This is a genomic window from Rhodococcus sp. Z13 (assembly GCF_025837095.1).
GTDB lineage: Bacteria > Actinomycetota > Actinomycetes > Mycobacteriales > Mycobacteriaceae > Rhodococcus > Rhodococcus sacchari.
The window spans coordinates 1,900,838-1,919,522 of record NZ_CP107551.1 but is presented as its reverse complement, the minus strand read 5'-3'; the positions used below and the strand labels follow the sequence as shown (position 1 = coordinate 1,919,522).

The 18,685-nt window shown below is 70.3% G+C and carries 17 protein-coding genes; 5 read left to right on the top strand and 12 right to left on the bottom strand.

What is annotated here, in order from left to right; all coding sequences use genetic code 11:
* Window positions 1-124 precede the first annotated feature (124 nt).
* From OED52_RS08765 to thyX, 5 genes are all read right to left on the bottom strand, one after another.
* The gene (locus OED52_RS08765) at window positions 125-2,932 is read right to left on the bottom strand and encodes a DNA translocase FtsK (RefSeq protein WP_264154246.1); all 2,808 of its coding nucleotides are present in this window, start codon (window positions 2,930-2,932) and stop codon (window positions 125-127) included.
* Between the two features lie 69 nt (window positions 2,933-3,001).
* On the bottom strand, window positions 3,002-3,628 hold the full coding sequence (locus OED52_RS08760; protein WP_264154245.1) for a TIGR03085 family metal-binding protein: 627 nt from the start codon (window positions 3,626-3,628) through the stop codon (window positions 3,002-3,004).
* A 91-nt stretch (window positions 3,629-3,719) separates the two neighbouring features.
* The gene (locus OED52_RS08755) at window positions 3,720-5,528 is read right to left on the bottom strand and encodes a ribonuclease J (RefSeq protein WP_264154244.1); all 1,809 of its coding nucleotides are present in this window, start codon (window positions 5,526-5,528) and stop codon (window positions 3,720-3,722) included.
* Window positions 5,528-6,433, bottom strand: coding sequence for a 4-hydroxy-tetrahydrodipicolinate synthase (gene dapA, locus OED52_RS08750; RefSeq protein WP_264154243.1), 906 nt, complete (start codon window positions 6,431-6,433; stop codon window positions 5,528-5,530). Before dapA ends, OED52_RS08755 begins: the two co-directional genes overlap by 1 nt.
* A gap of 60 nt (window positions 6,434-6,493) precedes the next feature.
* On the bottom strand, window positions 6,494-7,249 hold the full coding sequence (gene thyX, locus OED52_RS08745) for an FAD-dependent thymidylate synthase (RefSeq protein WP_264154242.1): 756 nt from the start codon (window positions 7,247-7,249) through the stop codon (window positions 6,494-6,496).
* A 118-nt stretch (window positions 7,250-7,367) separates the two neighbouring features.
* Between thyX and OED52_RS08740 the strand changes: the two genes are divergently transcribed.
* Together OED52_RS08740 and OED52_RS08735 are read left to right on the top strand one after the other, a co-directional pair.
* Window positions 7,368-7,970 (top strand): toxin-antitoxin system HicB family antitoxin, encoded by a 603-nt coding sequence (locus OED52_RS08740; protein WP_264154241.1) that lies wholly within the window; start codon window positions 7,368-7,370, stop codon window positions 7,968-7,970.
* A 54-nt stretch (window positions 7,971-8,024) separates the two neighbouring features.
* Window positions 8,025-8,465 carry an SRPBCC family protein gene (locus tag OED52_RS08735; protein WP_264154240.1) on the top strand — a complete coding sequence of 147 codons (441 nt, stop codon included), beginning with the start codon at window positions 8,025-8,027 and terminating at the stop codon, window positions 8,463-8,465.
* A gap of 93 nt (window positions 8,466-8,558) precedes the next feature.
* Here the strand turns inward: OED52_RS08735 and OED52_RS08730 are convergent, their stop codons facing one another.
* The 7 genes from OED52_RS08730 to OED52_RS08700 all read right to left on the bottom strand — a co-directional run bounded on the left by OED52_RS08730 (window position 8,559) and on the right by OED52_RS08700 (window position 15,931).
* Window positions 8,559-9,038, bottom strand: coding sequence for a flavodoxin family protein (locus OED52_RS08730; protein ID WP_264154632.1), 480 nt, complete (start codon window positions 9,036-9,038; stop codon window positions 8,559-8,561).
* Between the two features lie 84 nt (window positions 9,039-9,122).
* Window positions 9,123-9,602, bottom strand: coding sequence for a hypothetical protein (locus tag OED52_RS08725; protein WP_264154239.1), 480 nt, complete (start codon window positions 9,600-9,602; stop codon window positions 9,123-9,125).
* A complete protein-coding gene (gene dapB / locus OED52_RS08720) occupies window positions 9,599-10,354 on the bottom strand; it encodes a 4-hydroxy-tetrahydrodipicolinate reductase (protein ID WP_264154631.1) in 756 nt (251 codons plus the stop codon). Before dapB ends, OED52_RS08725 begins: the two co-directional genes overlap by 4 nt.
* A gap of 89 nt (window positions 10,355-10,443) precedes the next feature.
* The gene (locus OED52_RS08715) at window positions 10,444-11,781 is read right to left on the bottom strand and encodes a M16 family metallopeptidase (protein WP_264154238.1); all 1,338 of its coding nucleotides are present in this window, start codon (window positions 11,779-11,781) and stop codon (window positions 10,444-10,446) included.
* A gap of 171 nt (window positions 11,782-11,952) precedes the next feature.
* Window positions 11,953-14,229 carry a polyribonucleotide nucleotidyltransferase gene (locus OED52_RS08710; RefSeq protein WP_264154237.1) on the bottom strand — a complete coding sequence of 759 codons (2,277 nt, stop codon included), beginning with the start codon at window positions 14,227-14,229 and terminating at the stop codon, window positions 11,953-11,955.
* A gap of 327 nt (window positions 14,230-14,556) precedes the next feature.
* Window positions 14,557-14,826 (bottom strand): 30S ribosomal protein S15, encoded by a 270-nt coding sequence (gene rpsO / locus OED52_RS08705; protein WP_006551263.1) that lies wholly within the window; start codon window positions 14,824-14,826, stop codon window positions 14,557-14,559.
* Between the two features lie 124 nt (window positions 14,827-14,950).
* Window positions 14,951-15,931 carry a bifunctional riboflavin kinase/FAD synthetase gene (locus OED52_RS08700; protein ID WP_264154236.1) on the bottom strand — a complete coding sequence of 327 codons (981 nt, stop codon included), beginning with the start codon at window positions 15,929-15,931 and terminating at the stop codon, window positions 14,951-14,953.
* A gap of 113 nt (window positions 15,932-16,044) precedes the next feature.
* Between OED52_RS08700 and OED52_RS08695 the strand changes: the two genes are divergently transcribed.
* From OED52_RS08695 to OED52_RS08685, 3 genes are read left to right on the top strand one after another with little or no spacing between them, the layout of a single operon-like run.
* Window positions 16,045-16,962, top strand: coding sequence for a metal ABC transporter substrate-binding protein (locus OED52_RS08695; protein ID WP_413247733.1), 918 nt, complete (start codon window positions 16,045-16,047; stop codon window positions 16,960-16,962).
* 11 nt (window positions 16,963-16,973) lie between these two features.
* Window positions 16,974-17,786 (top strand): metal ABC transporter ATP-binding protein, encoded by an 813-nt coding sequence (locus OED52_RS08690; RefSeq protein ID WP_413247753.1) that lies wholly within the window; start codon window positions 16,974-16,976, stop codon window positions 17,784-17,786.
* Window positions 17,783-18,676 carry a metal ABC transporter permease gene (locus OED52_RS08685; protein WP_264154235.1) on the top strand — a complete coding sequence of 298 codons (894 nt, stop codon included), beginning with the start codon at window positions 17,783-17,785 and terminating at the stop codon, window positions 18,674-18,676. The genes OED52_RS08690 and OED52_RS08685 overlap by 4 nt, the downstream gene beginning before the upstream one ends.
* Window positions 18,677-18,685: the final 9 nt, after the last annotated feature.

Sequence of the window (18,685 nt, the reverse complement as noted above, 5' to 3'; positions counted from 1 at the left end):
CGACGATCCCGGGACAGCGTCGGCGCCGCACGTGTTGACGAGACCGCCGCGGAGTTCGGGGATACTCCCCTCCACAGCTTCCCCGATTGTGCCACAGCGTCGCACTTCGCGTACGACGCGGCCGTCACTCCCCGCCGGTCGCCCCGTCCGCCGGCAGCTCCCCACCCCCGCGGAGGGTGTAGAGCAGCCCGTCGAGTTCCTCGGGCTTGACCAGCACCTCCCGGGCCTTGCTGCCCTCGCTGGGACCCACGATCTCGCGGGTCTCCATCAGGTCCATCAGGCGCCCGGCCTTGGCGAAACCGACGCGGAGCTTGCGCTGCAGCATCGACGTCGACCCGAACTGGCTCGTGACGACGAGTTCGACGGCCTGCAGGAACAGGTCGAGATCGTCGCCGATGTCGGGGTCGACGTCCTTCTTGTCCCCGGCCTTGGGGGCGGTGACGCCCTCGTTGTACTCGGGTTCGGCCTGGTTCTTGGTGAAGTCGACGACCGCCGCGATCTCTTCGTCGGTGATGAACGCGCCCTGCAGGCGGATCGGCTTGCCCGCACCCATCGGCAGGAACAGGCCGTCGCCCATGCCGATGAGCTTCTCGGCGCCGGGCTGGTCGAGGATGACGCGGGAGTCGGTCAGCGAGCTCGTGGCGAACGCGAGCCGCGACGGCACGTTGGTCTTGATCAGGCCGGTGACGACGTCGACCGAGGGTCGCTGGGTGGCCAGCACCAGGTGGATGCCGGCGGCACGGGCCTTCTGGGTGATGCGGACGATGGCGTCCTCGACGTCGCGCGGGGCCGTCATCATCAGGTCGGCCAGCTCGTCGACGATCGCGAGGATGTACGGATACGGCCGGTACACGCGTTCGCTGCCGAGCGGTGCGGTGATCTCCCCGGACTTCACCTTCGCGTTGAAGTCGTCGATGTGGCGCACCCGGTTGGCCTGCATGTCCTGGTAGCGCTGCTCCATCTCCTCGACGAGCCACGCGAGCGCCGCCGCGGCCTTCTTCGGCTGCGTGATGATCGGCGTGATCAGGTGCGGGATGCCCTCGTAGGGGGTGAGCTCGACCATCTTCGGGTCGATGAGGATCATCCGCACCTCGTCGGGCGTCGCGCGGATGAGCAGCGACACGAGCATCGAGTTGACGAAGCTGGACTTACCGGAGCCGGTGGAGCCGGCGACCAGCAGGTGCGGCATCTTCGCGAGGTTGGCGGAGACGAAGTCGCCCTCGATGTCCTTGCCGAGACCGATCACCAGGGGGTGGTGGTCGCGGCGGGTGGACGGCGCGGCGAGCACGTCCGACAGGCGTACCAGTTCGCGGTCGGTGTTCGGCACCTCGATACCGACGGCGGACTTGCCGGGGATCGGGGCGAGCAGCCGGACGTTGTCGGTGGCGACCGCGTACGCGATGTTGCGGGCGAGTGCGGTGATCTTCTCGACCTTCACGCCCGGGCCGAGTTCGACCTCGTAGCGGGTGACGGTCGGGCCCCGGGTGAAGCCGGTGACCGCGGCGTCGATCTTGAACTGTTCGAGGACCTCGGTGATCGCCTCGATCATCTGGTCGTTCGCGGCGGACCGGGTCTTGGGCGGGTCGCCCTTGGTGAGCAGTTCCAGCGAGGGCAGCGTGTAGTCGCCCTCGACCTCGCGGTCGCGGACGATCGGTTCCATCGTCTCGGGTTCGACGGTGTTGTCGGCGACCGCGGCCGGCGGGGTGGCCTTGGCCTTCTTCCGCGGGGCGGGCGCCGGCGCCGGGGCGGGCGTGGCGGCGGGAGCGTCGTCGACCGCCGGCATCTCCAGCGTCGCGGGAGGGCCGTCGGGTGCGGGCGCCGGCTCCTCGTCCCACAGCGGCAGCACCTCGGTGCGGGCGTCGCCGTCGAACTCGTCGGGCGGGTAGTTCTCGACCGGGGTGCGGCGGCGGCGCGAGCGCTTCGGGGCGGCATCCTCGACCGGATAGCCGTCCGCGTCGAACATCGGGGGTTCGTCGTAGCCGCGGAAGTCGTCGTCGTAGGGCTCGTCGTACTCGTCGTAGTCGTACTCGTCGCGGTAGCCGACGCCGAAGTAGTCGCGGAACAGATCCGGCAGCTCACGCACGGTGGTGCCGGTGAGGAGCAGGATGCCGAAGCCTCCCGCCAGGAACATCAGCGGGACGGACAGCCAGATGGTCAGGCCGGCGGTCAGCGGGCCGCCGACGGCCGCTCCCACGAATCCGGCACCGCCGGAGCGTCCCTCCGCGTCGGTGGGTGATCCGGAGGCGATGTGCCACAGTCCCAGGGCCGACAGGCCGACGAGCAGCCCACCGACGACGAGGCGGGGACGGATCTCGGGGTGCGGTTCGGTCCGCATGAGGGCCACGGCGATGCCGACGGCGACCAGGGGCAGCACGGCGCTCGCCCCGCCGGTGACGGCTCGCACCGCCGCCTCGATCCACTCCCCCACCGGGCCGCCGACGCCGAACCACACGGTGCCGGCGACGATCACCCCGAGCGAGATGAGTCCGAGAGCGACTGCGTCGCGGCGGTGCCCGGCCTCGATCTCGGTGGCGCGGCTCATGGTGCGGGTCGTGGCGCCCACGGCCCGGGCCGTCATCATCCAGCCGGTGCCGACCGTGCGGCCGACCGCGGTGAGGAGACCGCCGGAACTGCGGCGGGGCCGTGCCGGGGTGGGACGCCGCGAGGCGGACGACGCCCGGGCGGGGGCGCGACCGCCGGATCCACTGCGGCGGGCGGGCGTGGACTTACGGGCCGAGGGCCGGCTCGCGGAACCGGCCGATTTCGTCGCGGCCGAGGATTTCGCCGAGGCGGACTTCGAGGTCCGGGCGCTCGACCGGCTCTTCGCGGAACCGCTCGACCGGGTCGTGCTACCGCCGGAGCTGCGGGCCCCCGTCCGCGACCGTGAGGTCGTAGACGACGATCCGCGGCTGCCCGACGACTTTCCTGCCATATCCGTCAGGGTAGCCGCCCGGACCTCTCATGAACCATCAGCAACACGGGTACCGCACGGCGGCACTGGTCACACGCCCCGCTGGGAGGCGTTCAACTCGGCGACCCAGGCCTCCTCGCCGTCGACGTCGAGCCGTACCTCGTCGCGACCGAAGGCGTGCAGGAGGAGTTCGGCGGGTTCGCCGCGCAGCACCACCGTCCGCGGGCCGCGCTTGCGGACGGTGACCTGCTCCCCCGTGTCGGAGCGTTCGAAGACGACGGTGAGGTCGCAGCCGCGGTAGCCGGTGCGGGCGATCATCCGGGCGAACCGCCAGAGCTGGTCCTGTTCGGAACTCGGCAGGGTCCGCGGCTCCCAACCCGGCCGCGCGCGGCGCACGTCCTCGTGGTGGACGAACATCTCGGTCGCGTTGGCGACGGCGTCGACCAGGAAGAACGGCGACCACTTCGGGGGACCCGAGTCGAGGTCGGCGAGCAGGTGCGCCCACTGCCGGTCCGTGGCCTGCTTGCGCAGCTTCTCGGTGTGCCCGGCGAGGGCGGGGACGACGATGCCGGGCATGCCGTCCACGCGCCGCTCACGGACGAGCAGGTGGGCGGCCAGGTCCCGGACCGTCCAGTCGCCGCACAGGGTGGGTGCGTCGGGTCCGACCTCGGACATGGTGCGGACGAGGGCGTGTCGTTCGCTACGGGCGAGGCTCATTCCGCCACTCTAACGAGCGCCGGGCGGCACGCCCATCGTTCGCTCCCACCACTTGTGCGGCAGGGGACGCGCCCTGTTGCCGCAACCGGGGTCAGGAGACCGGGATCACCGTGGGCACGATCATCGGGCGGCGGCGATAGGTCTCCGCGACCCAGCGGCCGACGACCCGGCGGATGCCCTGCGCGATGCGGTGGGTCTCGGTCACGCCCTCGGCGGCGAGCTCGTTGAGCGCCTTGTCGACGAGCTGTGCCGCCTCGTTCAGCGCCTCCGGGTCGTCGGAGAAGCCGCGTCCGGAGACCTCCGGGGTGCTCACGGCCCGGCCGGTGGTGGCGTCCACCGCCACCGAGATGGAGATGAAGCCGCCCTCACCGAGGACGAGGCGGTCGGACAGCGTCGACTCGCCCACGTCGCCGACGGACAGACCGTCGACGTAGACGTGACCGACCGGGACCCGGCCCACGATCTCGGCGAGTCCGTCGACCATGTCGACGACCACGCCGTCCTCCGCGAGCACGATGCGGTCCTTCGGCACGCCGGTGGATTCGGCCAGCGCGGCGTTGGCGCGCAGGTGCCGCCACTCGCCGTGCACCGGCATCGCGTTGGTGGGACGCACCGCGTTGTACAGGAACAGCAGCTCACCGGCAGAGGCGTGCCCGGAGACGTGCACCTTGGCGTTCTGCTGGGTCACGACCTTGGCGCCGCGCTTGGCGAGCCCGTTGACCACGGCGAACACCGAGTTCTCGTTGCCCGGGATGAGCGAGGAGGCGAGCACGACGAGGTCGTCGGCGCGGATGTTGATCTGCCGGTGTTCCCCGCGGGCCATCCGCGACAGCGCCGACAGCGGCTCGCCCTGCGAACCGGTGGAGACCAGCACGATCCGGTCGTCGGGCAGGTTCGCGGCGGTGTCGATGTCGACCTCGAGGCCCTCCGGCACGCGGAGATAGCCGAGTTCCTGCGCGATCTGCATGTTTCGCACCATGGACCGGCCCACGAACGCCACGCGCCGGTTGTGGCGCTCGGCGACGTCGACGATCTGCTGGATGCGGTGCACGTGGCTGGCGAAGGACGCCACGATGACGCGGTTCTTCGCCTTGCCGATGACGGTGTCGAGGACACCGCCGATCTCGCGTTCGGGCGTGACGAAGCCGGGGACCTCCGCGTTGGTGGAGTCGACCAGGAACAGGTCGACGCCCTCGTCGCCGAGGCGGGAGAAGCCCGCGAGGTCGGTGAGCCGGTTGTCGAGCGGCAGCTGGTCGAGCTTGATGTCGCCGGTGTGCAGGGCGACGCCGGCGGCGGTGCGGATCGCCACGGCGATCGCGTCCGGGATCGAGTGGTTGACGGCGAAGTACTCGCACTCGAACGGGCCGTGCACGGTGGTCTGCCCCTCGACGACCTCGACGAGGTTGGGGCGCTGCCGGTGCTCGCGGCACTTGGCCGCCACCAGCGCGAGCGTGAACTTCGAACCCACGACCGGGATGTCGGGGCGCAGGCGCAGCAGGAACGGCACCGCGCCGATGTGATCCTCGTGACCGTGGGTGAGGACGATCGCCTCGACGTCGTCCATCCGGTCCTCGATGTACCGGAAGTCGGGGAGGATCAGGTCGACGCCGGGCTGCTGGTCCTCGGGGAACAGCACGCCGCAGTCGACGATGAGGATCCGGCCCTGGTGCTCGAAGACGGTCATGTTGCGACCGATCTCGCCGATGCCCCCGAGCGCGACCACACGCAGGCCGTTCTTCGGCGCCTTCGGCGGCGGACCCAGCCGGTCGGTGGGATCCACCACGCGGGCGTCGGGCCGCTGCGTGGCAGCCGAGTTCTGCACGACCCGGCGGGCCGGACGCGACGAGGGCGGTCCGGCGTTCCGGGTGGCGCGGCCCCGGCCGCGCGAGGGGCGGCTCATCACAACACCCCTGCGGCCTGGAGATCCGCTGCGAGGGCGTCGATCTGAGCGGCGACCGGCGCGACCTGCGGCAGACGCGGCTCTCCGACGTCGATGCCGAGCAGTCGCAGGCCGGCCTTGGAGGCGCTGACCCCGCCGAGGCGGGCGACGGCGCGGTAGATCGGCACCATGGACAGGTTGATCTGGCGGGCGCGCTCGAGGTCGCCGGCCATGAAGGCGGTGTGCAGTTCACGCAGGCGGCCCGGCACGAGATGACCGATCACGCTGACGAATCCGACCGCGCCGACGGACAGCCAGGGCAGGTTCAGCGGGTCGTCGCCCGAGTAGAACTTCAGGTCGGTGGTGCCGATGAGCTCGGCGCCAGCGTTGAGATCGCCCTTGGCGTCCTTGACCGCGACGATGCGCGGGTGCTCGGCGAGCAGGCGCAGGGTGTCGGTCTCGATCGGGACGACCGACCGCGGCGGGATGTCGTAGAGCATCACCGGCAGGTCGGTGGCGTCGGCCACCGCGACGAAGTGGGCGTACAGGCCGGCCTGCGGAGGCCGCGAGTAGTAGGGCGTCACGACGAGCAGGCCGTGGGCACCGGCGCGCGCGGCGTCGCGGGCGAGTTCGACGCTGTGGGCGGTGTCGTTGCTGCCGGCACCGGCGATGATCTTCGCCCGGTCGCCGACGGATGCGAGCACGGCCCGCATCAGCTCGATCTTCTCGTTCTCCGTGGTGGTGGGCGACTCACCGGTCGTACCGGCGAGTACCAGTGCGTCGCAGCCGCCGTCGACGAGGTGGTTCGCCAGACGCACCCCCGCATCCACGTCGAGCTTGCCGTCGGCAGTGAACGGGGTCACCATCGCGGTGGCGACGGTGCCGAAGGGCAGCTCGACAGCAGTTGCGGATTCACCATTGGTCATGGTCAGAAGGCTACCGCGTGGCTCGGGTGCTCCGACACACGCCTGCCCTCGAAAGCTCGATCAGATATCGGTCGCCAGGCCCGGCACGGCGATCTCGCTGCCGTCCGGCAACGCGCTGATCGTGAAGTCCGAGAACGCGTTCGGGGCGGCCTTCGCCAGCTGACGGACGCATTCGACCGCCAGTCGCCGGATCTCGACGTCGGCGTGTTCGGTGGCGCGCATGGCCACGAAGTGCCGCCAGGACCGGAAGTTCCCCGTCACCACGATGCGGGTCTCGGTGGCGTTGGGCAGCACCGCGCGGGCCGCCTCGCGAACCTGCTTGGCGCGCAGCGGACCCGCGGGCAGGTGCGAGAGCTTCTCGTCGAGGGCGGCCAGCAGCGCGACGTAGGCCTCGCGGCTGCGTTCGGCGGCGGCGAGGAACAGCTCCTCGAGTCCGGGATCGCCCTCGATCGCGGGCGGCACCACCACCGGCACGTCCCCGTCGGCCACGAAACGCTGCGACAGCTGGGAGAACGAGAAGTGCCGGTGGCGGATCAGTTCGTGGGTGCACGAGCGGGAGATGCCGGTGATGTAGAAGGTCGCGGTGGCGTGCTCGAGCACCGACAGATGTCCGACGGTGAGCAGGTGCCGCAGGTAGCCGGCGTTCGTGGCGGTCCGCGGGTTGGGTTTGGACCAGCTCTGGTAGCAGGCGCGGCCGGCGAACTCGATGAGCGCCTCACCGCCGTCGGCGTCGGTCTCCCAGTCGACGTCGCGGGGCGGATGGAACTCGGTCGTGGCGATGAGCCGAACCTCCGGTTCGGCGGGCGGTCGGGCCATCGTCGTCTCCTCCCCTGTCGTGCCTGTGCCCGCACAGTAACGCGCCCGACCCCCACATGTAGTCCATGGCGTCACGATGACACTTGTGTGGCATCACTCATGGCGTCACACTGACTTCATGAACATCGACAAGTACACCGCCGCCATCACCGAGGCGGTGATCGCCGCCGCGGAACTCGGGGACGAACAGACCCGCCGCACCGCGGCCGCTCTGGCCACGGCGATCGCCGCTCCGGCCCGCCTCGCGGTACTCGCCGCGTTGTCGGACATGGCGAACGAGATCACCGAGGAACTCGGCGACCGGACGGTGTCGGTGCGACTCGACGGCACGGACGCGGTGGTCGCGGTGCACGAGGAGGCCACTCCCCCGCACGAGGACCCGGTCCCGACGTTCGAGGAGATGACCGGCGACATCAGCCGTGTGACCCTGCGGCTCGTCGAGCAGATCAAGAGCAAGGCCGAGGAGGCCGCGGCCCAGAGCGGGCTGTCCCTCAACTCGTGGGTGGCCCAGGCGGTACAGGGCGCGCTCCGCGAGCAGATGCGTTACCAGCGACGCGCCGACGAGTGGCGCCGCCAGTCGGGCTGGACGAAGTCCACCTCCCCCTCCCCGGCCGAATCCGAGGCTCCCGGGACCGGCACCACGGACACGGGATCCACCGGCACACCCGGCCCCCAGGACCCCACCGGCCCCGACGACACGACCGGACACGACGACGCCTGATTCGGCCATCGCGGGATAGAGCGCCGTCGCACACCCACGAGAGACGGAGGTCACATGGCGGTCAGCAGTACCCGGAGTTTCGAGATCGACGCAACCCCGGAGCAGGTGATGGCAGCGATCGCCGCGGTCGACCGCCTGCCGGAATGGTCGCCCACCCACAAGTCCGTCACCATCGAGTCCACGCACCCCGACGGCCGCCCGCACCGCGTGCGGATGACCGTCTCCATCGTCGGCATCACCGACGAGCAGGTCGTCGACTACACCTGGAACGGCGACGAATCCATGTCGTGGACGCTCGTGGAGAGCAGCCAGCAGCGCCAGCAGGACGGCGCCTACACGCTCACCCCGAAGGGTTCGGGCACCGCGGTGGAGTTCGCGCTCACCATCGACCCGAAGATCCCGATCCCCGGCTTCCTCGTGCGCCGCGCCGAGAAGATGGCCCTCGACATCGCCGGCAAGGGCCTGAAGAGCTTCACGGAGAAGAATTACCGCTGATCGCGGAGCGATGAAATCACCTCTGATCGCGGAGCGATGAAATCACCTCTGATCGCGGAGCGATGAAATCACCTCTGATCGCGGGGAGCGGTGCTACAGCTCGCCTGCGACGGTCACCGCGACCGTCGCGCCGAGTTCGTAGCACCGCTCCCGCACACCCGCATCGATCGGGCCGGTGATCTCCACGTCCCCGGCGGCCTGGGTCAGACCGAGGCCCACCACGAGCTTGCGCACCGAGGCGACCGCGCCCGCGGTGTCGTTGTTGCCGTGCACCCACAGGCCGTAGGGACGACCCGCGACGGCATCGAGGCACGGATAGTAGACCGTGTCGAAGAAGTGCTTGAGCGCACCGGACATGTACCCGAAGTTGGCCGTGGTGCCGAACAGGTAGCCGTCGGCGGCCAGCACGTCCGGCACGGTCGCCCCCAGTGCCGGTACGGCTCGCACCGTGACGCCGGTGATCTCCGGGTCGTTCGCCCCCGCCAGCACCGCCTCGAGGATCTCGCGGGTCGGTGGGGACGGAGTGTGGTGCACGACGAGGAGGGTGCGGGTCCCGTCGGGACCATCGGACATCTGCGGGGACGTCGGGGCCTCGGCTGTCACACCTGCAGAGGGTACCGGGCCCACGACCGGCGCAGACCCCCACGAGTAGGCGTGTCAGGCCCCGGTGCGGCCGTCCCGTTCGAGCTTCTCCAGCGCCACCGCGCGACGCATGGTCTCGCGGGCGCGGCCGCGGTCACCGGCGTAGTCGTAGGCCCGGGCCAGGCGGTAGTAGGTGCGCCAGTTGTCCGGGTCGGCCTCCCACTCCTGCTTCACCGAGGCGAACAGGGCGTCGGCGGCGTCGCGGTCGATCCGGCCGGACGGCAGCCGCGGCAGGTCGGAGACGTCGAGGTCGAGACCCTCCTCGTGGATGCGCCGCGCCAGATGCTGGTGCTGCAGGCCCGCGCGGAGGCTGGCGTAGACGATCCACGCACCGACGATCGGCAGCAGCAGCACGCCGATGCCCAGGCCGATGCCCGCGACCCCACCGGACCGGATCAGATCGATACCGGTGGAGCCGAGCAGGAAGAAGTAGAACCCGAGGGCCACCACGATGAACGTGATGGGCACGAGAACCTTGAGGAGGTTGCGGCTCACAGGTCGAGCAGAGGGTCGATGCCGATCGTCAGGCCCGGACGGGAGCCGATCTCGCGCACGCCGAGCAGCACGCCGGGGGCGAACGAGGACCGGTCGATCGAGTCGTGGCGGATCGTCAGCGTCTCACCCTGGGTCCCGAGCAGGACCTCCTGGTGGGCGACGAGACCGGCGAGACGCACCGAGTGCACCCGCACCCCGTCGACGTCCGCGCCGCGGGCACCCTCGAGCTCGGTGGAGGTCGCGTCGGGGCTGCGGCCCACACCGGCCTCGGCGCGGGCCTTCGCGATGAGCTGGGCGGTGCGGTAGGCGGTGCCGGAGGGGGCGTCGGCCTTGTTCGGGTGGTGCAGCTCGATGACCTCGACGGAGTCGAAGTAGCGGGCGGCGGCCTGCGCGAACTTCATCGACAGCACCGCGCCGATGGCGAAGTTGGGGGCGATGAGCACACCGACCTCGGGGCGCTCGGCGAGCCACGACCGGACCGTGTCGAGGCGTGCGTCGTCGAAGCCGGTGGTGCCGACGACGGCGTGGATGCCGTTCTCGACGACGAACTTCAGGTTGTCCATGACGACGTCGGGGTGCGTGAAGTCGACGACGACCTGCGTCCCGGCGGTCACGAGGGTCTCGAGGCTGTCGTCCTTGTCGACCGTCGCCACGAGTTCGAGGTCCGCCGCGGCCTCGACGGCGGCGCAGATCGCCTGCCCGACCTTGCCCTTGGCGCCGAGTACACCCACCCGAACCTTTGCTGCATCCACTTGCGTCGTCACGCCCTTTCGTTCCCGTCTCGGCGGAAATCCTACGCAACCGCCCCGGCGGCCGGGCCGCGCGGGGCGAACGGCCCCAGTCAGGACACCAGGGTGCGCACCTGGGCCGGGAGGTCGCGGGTGTGTCGGTACGGGCCGGCCACGGCGACCGCGAAGGGCCGGTGCAGGATGTCCGCCGCGACGGCGCGGACCTGATCGGAGGTCACCGTGGAGATCCGTTCGAGGGTCTCGCTGATGCTCCAGTGCTGCCCGTAGCTCAGTTCGCTGCGGCCGATCCGGTGCATCCGCGCCCCGGTGTCCTCGAGGCCGAGGACGAGGCTGCCGCGCAGCGACCCCTTGGCCCGTGCGCACTCGGCGTCGGTGATGCCGTTGTCGGCGACGTCGGTGAGCACCTCGCGGACCACCGCGGCGACCTCACCGAGGTTCTCGGGGTGGCAACCGGCGTAGACGGAGAACGCACCGGTGTCGGCGAAGGTGTCGACCCCCGAGTACACCGAGTAGGCCAGGCCGCGCTTCTCGCGGACCTCCTGGAACAGACGCGAACTCAGCCCACCGCCCACGGCGGCGTTGAGCACCGACAGCGCCCAGCGACGGCTGTCGTGCCGGCCGAACGAGCGCACCCCGAGGGTGAGATGGGCCTGCTCGTTGTCGCGCTCGACGATGCTGGTGGTGGGCGGGGTGTTCAGGCGGAGGGTGCCGCCGCGGCACGGCGCGGGCGGCGCATCGGTGTCGAGGTGCCCGGCGAAGGCGCGGCGCACCAGTTCGACGGTGTGCCCGTGGTCGACGTTGCCGGCCACCGCGACCACCATGCGCGGCGGGGTGTACCGGCGCACGTGGAAGGAGTGCAGCTGGGCGCGGGTCATCGCCTCGATGGACTCGACCGAGCCGATGACGGGCCGGCCGAGCGGATGATCGCCGTAGAGGGCGGTGAGCAGCGAGTCGCCGAGCAGGTCCTCGGGGTCGTCGTCGCGCATCGCGATCTCCTCGAGCACGACCTGCCGTTCGACGTCCACATCGGCGCTCAGGCAGCGGCCGCGCAGCACGACGTCGGCGACGACGTCCACCGCGAGAGGCAGGTCGTCGTCGAGGACGTGGGCGTAGAAGCAGGTGTGCTCCTTGCCGGTGAACGCGTTGAGCTCGCCGCCGACCCCGTCGATGACCTCGGCGATGTCGAGGGCGGTGCGGGTCGGGGTGGCCTTGAACAGCAGGTGTTCGAGGAAGTGGGCGGCGCCGGCGACGGACGGCTGCTCGTCGCGGGAGCCCACACCGACCCAGACGCCCACGGCGGCGGAACGTACACCGGGGACGTGTTCGGTGACGACCCGCACGCCACCCGGGAGGACCGTGCGACGGACGCCGGTCGCCGCCGCGGGGTCGGGGGTCGAAGCGTCGTTCTGCAGGTGGGAACTGGAAACCATGGGGTCTTCGATGGTCCTGACGGGTCGGAGGGCGCGGAACAGTCCACAGTACACCCGGGGGTCTGCTCCGCCTGTTCACACCTCGTGAACGCCCGTGGGGCCCGGCACGATGCCGGGCCCCACGGGTGGGTCCACCGTTCCCCGGCCGTCACCGGCCGGGGGAAGAGGCGATCAGGATTCGGCGTTCTCGCCGGCCTCGGGTGCGTCGTCCTCGACGGGCACGAGGCTGATCTTGCCGCGGTTGTCGATGTCGGCGATCTCGACGCGGATCTTCGAGCCGACGTTCACGACGTCCTCGACCTTGGCGATGCGCTTGCCGTTGCCCAGCTTGCTGATGTGCACCAGGCCGTCGCGCCCCGGCAGGAGCGAGACGAAGGCACCGAAGGCGGTGGTCTTGACGACGGTTCCGAGGAACCGCTCGCCGACCTTAGGCAGCTGCGGGTTGGCGATGGCGTTGATCTTGTCGATCGCGGCCTGGGCGGACGGGCCGTCCGCAGCACCGACGTAGACCGTGCCGTCGTCCTCGATCGAGATGTTGGCGCCGGTCTCCTCGGTGATCGAGTTGATCATCTTGCCCTTGGGGCCGATGACCTCACCGATCTTGTCGACGGGCACCTTGATCGTCGTGATGCGCGGGGCGTACTCGCTCATCTCGTCGGGTGCGTCGATGGCCTCGGCCATGACCTCGAGGATCGTGACGCGGGCGTCGTGGGCCTGCGACAGCGCACCGGCGAGCACCTGCGAGGGGATGCCGTCGAGCTTGGTGTCGAGCTGCAGAGCCGTCACGAAGTCCTTGGTGCCGGCGACCTTGAAGTCCATGTCGCCGAAGGCGTCCTCGGCACCGAGGATGTCGGTGAGGGCGACGTAGCGGGTCTCGCGGGTGCCGTCCTCGAGTTCGACCTCGTCGGAGACCAGGCCCATGGCGATACCGGCGACCGGAGCCTTCAGCGGCACACCGGCGTTGAGCATCGACAGGGTCGAGGCGCACACCGAGCCCATCGAGGTCGAGCCGTTCGAGCCGAGGGCCTCGGAGACCTGACGGATCGCGTAGGGGAACTCCTCCTGGCTCGGCAGAACCGGGACGAGCGCGCGCTCGGCGAGGGCGCCATGGCCGATCTCGCGACGCTTCGGCGAGCCGACGCGGCCGGTCTCACCGGTGGAGTACGGCGGGAAGTTGTAGTGGTGCATGTAGCGCTTGCTGGTCTCGGGACCGAGCGAGTCGACCTGCTGCGCCATCTTCACCATGTCGAGCGTGGTGACACCCATGATCTGGGTCTCGCCGCGTTCGAACAGCGCCGAACCGTGGGCGCGCGGCACCACGGCGACCTCCGCCGACAGGGCACGAATGTCGGTGACACCGCGGCCGTCGATGCGGAACTGGTCGCGCAGGATGCGCTGGCGCACGAGCTTCTTGGTCAGCGAGCGGAACGCCGCGCCGATCTCCTTCTCGCGGCCCTCGAAGTTCGGGGCGACCTGCTCGAGCACCTCGAGCTTGATCTCGTCGGTGCGGTCGTCGCGCTCCTGCTTGCCGGCGATGGTCAGCGCCTCGGCGAGCTTGTCGGCGGCGGCGGCCTCGACAGCGGCGTAGACGTCGTCCTGGTAGGCCGGGAACAGCGGGAACTCACCGGTGGGCTTCGCGGCCGCGGCGGCGAGCTGCTGCTGCGCGATGCACAGGCGGGCGATGAACGGCTTCGCGGCCTCGAGACCCTCGGCCACCACGGCCTCGGTCGGCGCCTGGGCGCCACCCTCGACGAGGGCGATGACGTTCTCGGTGGCCTCGGCCTCGACCATCATGATCGCGACGTCGGCGGTGTCCGGGTTGTCGCCACCGGCGACGATACGGCCGGCGACGACCATGTCGAAGACGGCGTTCTCGAGCTGCTCGACGGTCGGGAACGCGACCCACTGGCCCGACTTGTTCTCGTCCGAGACGATGAGCGCGACACGCACGCCACCGACCGGGCCGGAGAAGGGCAGGCCGGCGATCTGCGTGGACGCCGAGGCGGCGTTGATCGCGACGACGTCGTAGAGGTCGTTCGGGTTCAGGCTCAGGACCGTGACCACGACCTGGATCTCGTTGCGCAGGCCGTCGACGAAGGACGGACGCAGCGGCCGGTCGATCAGACGGCAGGTCAGGATCGCGTCGGTGGAGGGACGGCCCTCGCGACGGAAGAACGAGCCGGGGATTCGGCCCGCCGCGTACATGCGCTCTTCGACGTCCACCGTGAGCGGGAAGAAGTCGAACTGGTCCTTGGGCTGCTTCGAGGCGCTGGTGGCCGACAGCAGCATGGTCTCGTCGTCGAGATAGGCGACGACCGAACCGGCGGCCTGGCGCGCGAGGCGGCCGGTCTCGAAACGGATCGTGCGGGTGCCGAAGGCACCGTTGTCGAGCGTCGCGGTGGTCTCGAAGACCCCTTCGTCGATCTCGACTGCGGTAGTGCTTGTCATCTGTGTGTTTTCTCTTCCCTCTTCGTCTTCGCCGTACCCGCGTGGGCGCCGCGACCCCCGTGGCCACGGCTGCGCACCGACTCACGGAGGCGGTCGTCGATCGAAACCCTCCGGCGGAAGCGGGAACGAAACACCCGACGGGACCGGAAGGTCACTACCGAGGACCGACACCGTCGGTGCATACGGATTCATCGCCTGCGTAGGCGATGGGAGTCGCCGGCCGAGCCGGCGCAAAAGCCGACAGCCAACGAGGCCCAGTGTAGTGGGTACCCCGTTGGCTGTCGGATGAAGATCAGCGAATGCAGATCGAATCTCGTCCCGTCGGTGTCAGCGACGCAGACCCAGACGCTGGATGAGCGAGCGGTAACGCTCGACGTCGACCTTCTCGACGTACTTCAGCAGCCGGCGACGACGACCGACCAGCAGCAGCAGGCCGCGGCGGGAGTGGTGGTCGTGCTTGTGCTGCTTCAGGTGCTCGGTGAGGTCCACGATGCGCTTGGTGAGCAGGGCCACCTGCGCCTCGGGGGAACCGGTGTCGGTCTCGTGGAGACCGTACTCGCCGAGGATCTGCTTCTTCTGTTCGGTGGTCAGAGCCACTGGGGTACTCCTGTACAACTGACGTCCGCGTGATGGAAGACGGACCGGGGTCCGTCCGGTGCGGCCACCGCGAACCGCAGCACGCACCGACGCTCCAGCCTACCAGAGGACCGGAGCGGGATTCTCACTCGGCCTCGCGCTCCTCCGCGCCGACGAGCACGTCCCGCGCGCGGTCGGCGTCGCGGTGCATCGCGGAGACGAGTGCCTCGACCGAGTCGAACTTCTCCATGCCGCGCAGCCGTGCGACGAAGTCGACGGCCACGTGCTGCCCGTACAGGTCGGCCTTCTCGTCGAGCACGAACGCCTCGACGGTGCGCTTGCGGCCGTCGAAGGTGGGATTGGTGCCCACCGAGACGGCGGCGCGGTAGCGCTGGCCGACGGTCATGCCCTCCATCGGGGAACCCGAGTCCAGCACGGTGAACCACGCCGCGTACACCCCGTCGGCGGGGATCGCCGCGTACATGGGCGGCGCCACGTTGGCCGTGGGGAAACCGAGCCCGCGCCCGCGGCCGTCGCCGTGCACGACGACACCCTCGACCCGGTGCGGGCGGCCCAGCGCATCCGCGGCGGCCTCGACGTCGCCGGCGTCGACGCACGACCGGATGTAGGTCGAGGAGAAGGTCACGGCGTGCTCGGCCACGAGGGTCAGCCCCTGCACCGCGAAACCGAAACGCTCACCGATGGATCGGAGCATGTCGACGTTGCCGGCGGCCTTCTTCCCGAAGGTGAAGTTCTCCCCCACGACGACCTCGGCGACGTGCAACCGCTCGACGAGGATCTCGTGGGCGTAGCGCTCCGGGGAGAGCTTCATGAACTCGGGGGTGAAGGGCATGACACAGAAGACGTCCATGCCGAGTTCCTCGGCGAGCTCGGCGCGCCGTGCGAGGGTGGTCAGCTGCGCGGGGTGACTGCCGGGCCGCACGACCTCCATGGGGTGCGGATCGAAGGTCATGAGCACGGCGGCGACGCCGCGCTCCCGGGCCGCATCGACGGCCCGCGCTATGAGTTGCTGGTGGCCGCGGTGCACGCCGTCGAACACGCCGATCGTGAGCACACACCGACCCCAGTCCGCAGGTATCTCGTCCAGACCTCGCCATCTCTGCACATCGGCAGCCTACGGCCCATGATCGACGGAGGCACCCCCGGCCGGGCCGTGGGACGGAACGAGTGACAGGAACGGCACGGCGAATGCATAATTTCGGTGTGCCGAACTTTTCGATGAGAGCGATCAAAATGCGGGTCGCGCGGACCACCGGTGTGCTGGTGGCCGCGGCCTGCGCCGCCGGCCTGACGGCCTGTTCGTCCACCGGCTCGGCCGACGATCGGCCGTTCGTCCTCACCACCTTCACCGTCCTCGCCGACATGACACGCACCGTCGGCGGCGAGCACGTGCGGGTCGAGTCCATCACCAAGCCCGGCGCGGAGGTCCACGGCTACGAACCCACCCCCGGCGACCTGCGGTTCGCATCGGACGCCGATCTGATCCTCGACAACGGCCTCGGGCTGGAGCGGTGGTTCGAGCAGTTCGTCGCCGACCTCGACGCCGAGCACGTGGTACTGAGCGAGGGCATCGACCCGCTGCCCATCGGCGAGGGCGCCGCCACCGGCCCCTACAACCCGCACGCGTGGATGTCCCCGGTCGCCGCCCGCGTCTACGTCGACAACATCACCGCGGCGCTCACCGGACTCGCCCCCGAGCACGCCGACGAGTTCACCGCCAACGCCGAGGCGTACAAGGCCGAACTCGACCGCCTGCACACCGAACTCGTCACCGCACTCGACGGTCTTCCCGAGAACCGGCGGGCCCTGGTGACCTGTGAGGGCGCATTCAGCTATCTCACCCGCGACGCCGGCCTGCGCGAGGCCTATCTGTGGCCGGTGAACGCCGACCAGCAGGGCACCCCGCAGCAGATCGCGCGGACCGTCGACTTCGTGCGCGACAACGACGTGCCGGCGGTGTTCTGCGAGTCGACTGTCTCCGACAAGGCGCAGCAGCAGGTCGCCGTCGACACCGGGGCGCGGTTCGGCGGGATCCTCTACGTCGACTCCCTCTCCGAATCGGACGGCCCGGTGCCCACCTATCTGGATCTGCTGCGGCACGACATCGACACCATCACGGCGGGACTGAACCCTTGAGCACCGAACCTGTGACCACCGACCCCGGGACCACCGAGTCCGGGACCACCCGCTCCCCCGCACCGACGACACCGGCGCTGCTCGTCGACGGGGTCACCGTGCGCTACGACTCCGTGCTCGCACTGCAGGAGGTCACCCTGGCCCTGCGACCGGGACGGGTGTGCGGCCTCGTCGGCACCAACGGTTCCGGCAAGTCGACGCTGTTCAAGACGATCATGGGCCTGGTCAGGCCCACCTCCGGCCGGGTCACCATCGGTGGGTCGCCACCGGCCGCGGCGCGGCGCCGCGCGCAGGTCGCGTACGTGCCGCAGTCCGAGGCGGTCGACTGGAACTTCCCCATCGGGGTGCGGGAGGTCGTGATGACCGGCCGCTACGGGCACCAGGGTTTCCTGCGCCGGCCCCGTCCCGCCGATCACGTCGCCGTGGACGCCGCACTCGACCGCGTCGGGATGACGGACTTCGCAGAACGGCAGATCGGGCAGCTCTCGGGTGGGCAGCGCAAGCGCGTGTTCGTGGCGCGGGCGATCGCGCAGGGCGCGCCGCTGCTGCTGCTCGACGAACCGTTCGCCGGGGTCGACGCGACCACCGAACGCGCCCTGACCGCGGTGATCCGCGATCTGGCCGCGGCCGGACACGCGGTGCTCGTCGCGACGCACGATCTCGCCGGGCTGCCGCAGCTGTGCGACGAGGCCGTGCTGCTGCAGCGTCGTGTGCTGGTCCACGGCTCGCCCGCCGAGGTGCTGCGGCCGGAGAACCTCGCGCTCGCCTTCGGTGCCCCACCCACCCCGTCCACCGTCGTGCCCGCAGAGGGGGACGCCCTGTGATCGACGTCCTGCTCGAACCCCTGCAGTACGGCTTCATGCAGCGCGCGCTGCTCGTCGCCGTAGCCGCGACCGTCGTCTGCGCGCTGCTGAGCTGCTGGCTGGTGCTCATCGGCTGGTCGCTGATGGGCGACGCGGTCTCGCACGCGGTGCTCCCCGGGGTCGTGCTCGCCTATCTGGTGGGCGTCCCCTTCGCGCTCGGCGCGCTGGTCTTCGCCGGGATCGCCGTGGCCCTGATCTGGCTGGTGCGCGGCACCAGCCGGGTGAAGGAGGACGCGACGATCGGCATCGTGTTCACCACGCTGTTCGCGCTCGGGGTGGTGCTGATCTCGAAGAACCCCAGTCAGGTGGATCTGCACCACGTGCTGTTCGGCAATCTGCTCGGGCTCACCACCGGCGACGTGTGGCAGGTGTCGATCCTGGCCGCGCTGGTGCTCACGGTGCTGGTCCTGAAGCGCCGCGACCTGACCCTCTTCGCGTTCGACCGCGTACAGGCCCACGCGCTGGGCCTGTCCCCCGCGGCGCTGTCGGCGCTGCTGCTCGCGTTGCTGGCGGTGACGATCGTCAGTGCCCTGCAGGCGGTCGGGGTGATCCTCGTCGTCGCGATGCTCATCATTCCGGGTGCGACGGCCTATCTGCTCACCGACCGGATGTCGCGGATGCTGCTCGTCGCGCCGGCGCTGGCGGTGGTCGCGTCGGTGGTCGGGGTGTACACGAGCTACTACACCGATGCCGCGACGGGCGGCGTCGTGGTGCTCGCCCAGTCGGTCGTCTTCACCCTCGCCTACCTGTTCGCGCCGCGGCAGGGGGTGGTCACGCGGTGGGTGGCGCGACGTCGCGCCCGCCGGCCCGACACGGTGGCGGCCACCGCGGAGAGCGTGAATCTCGGGTGACGCTTACCT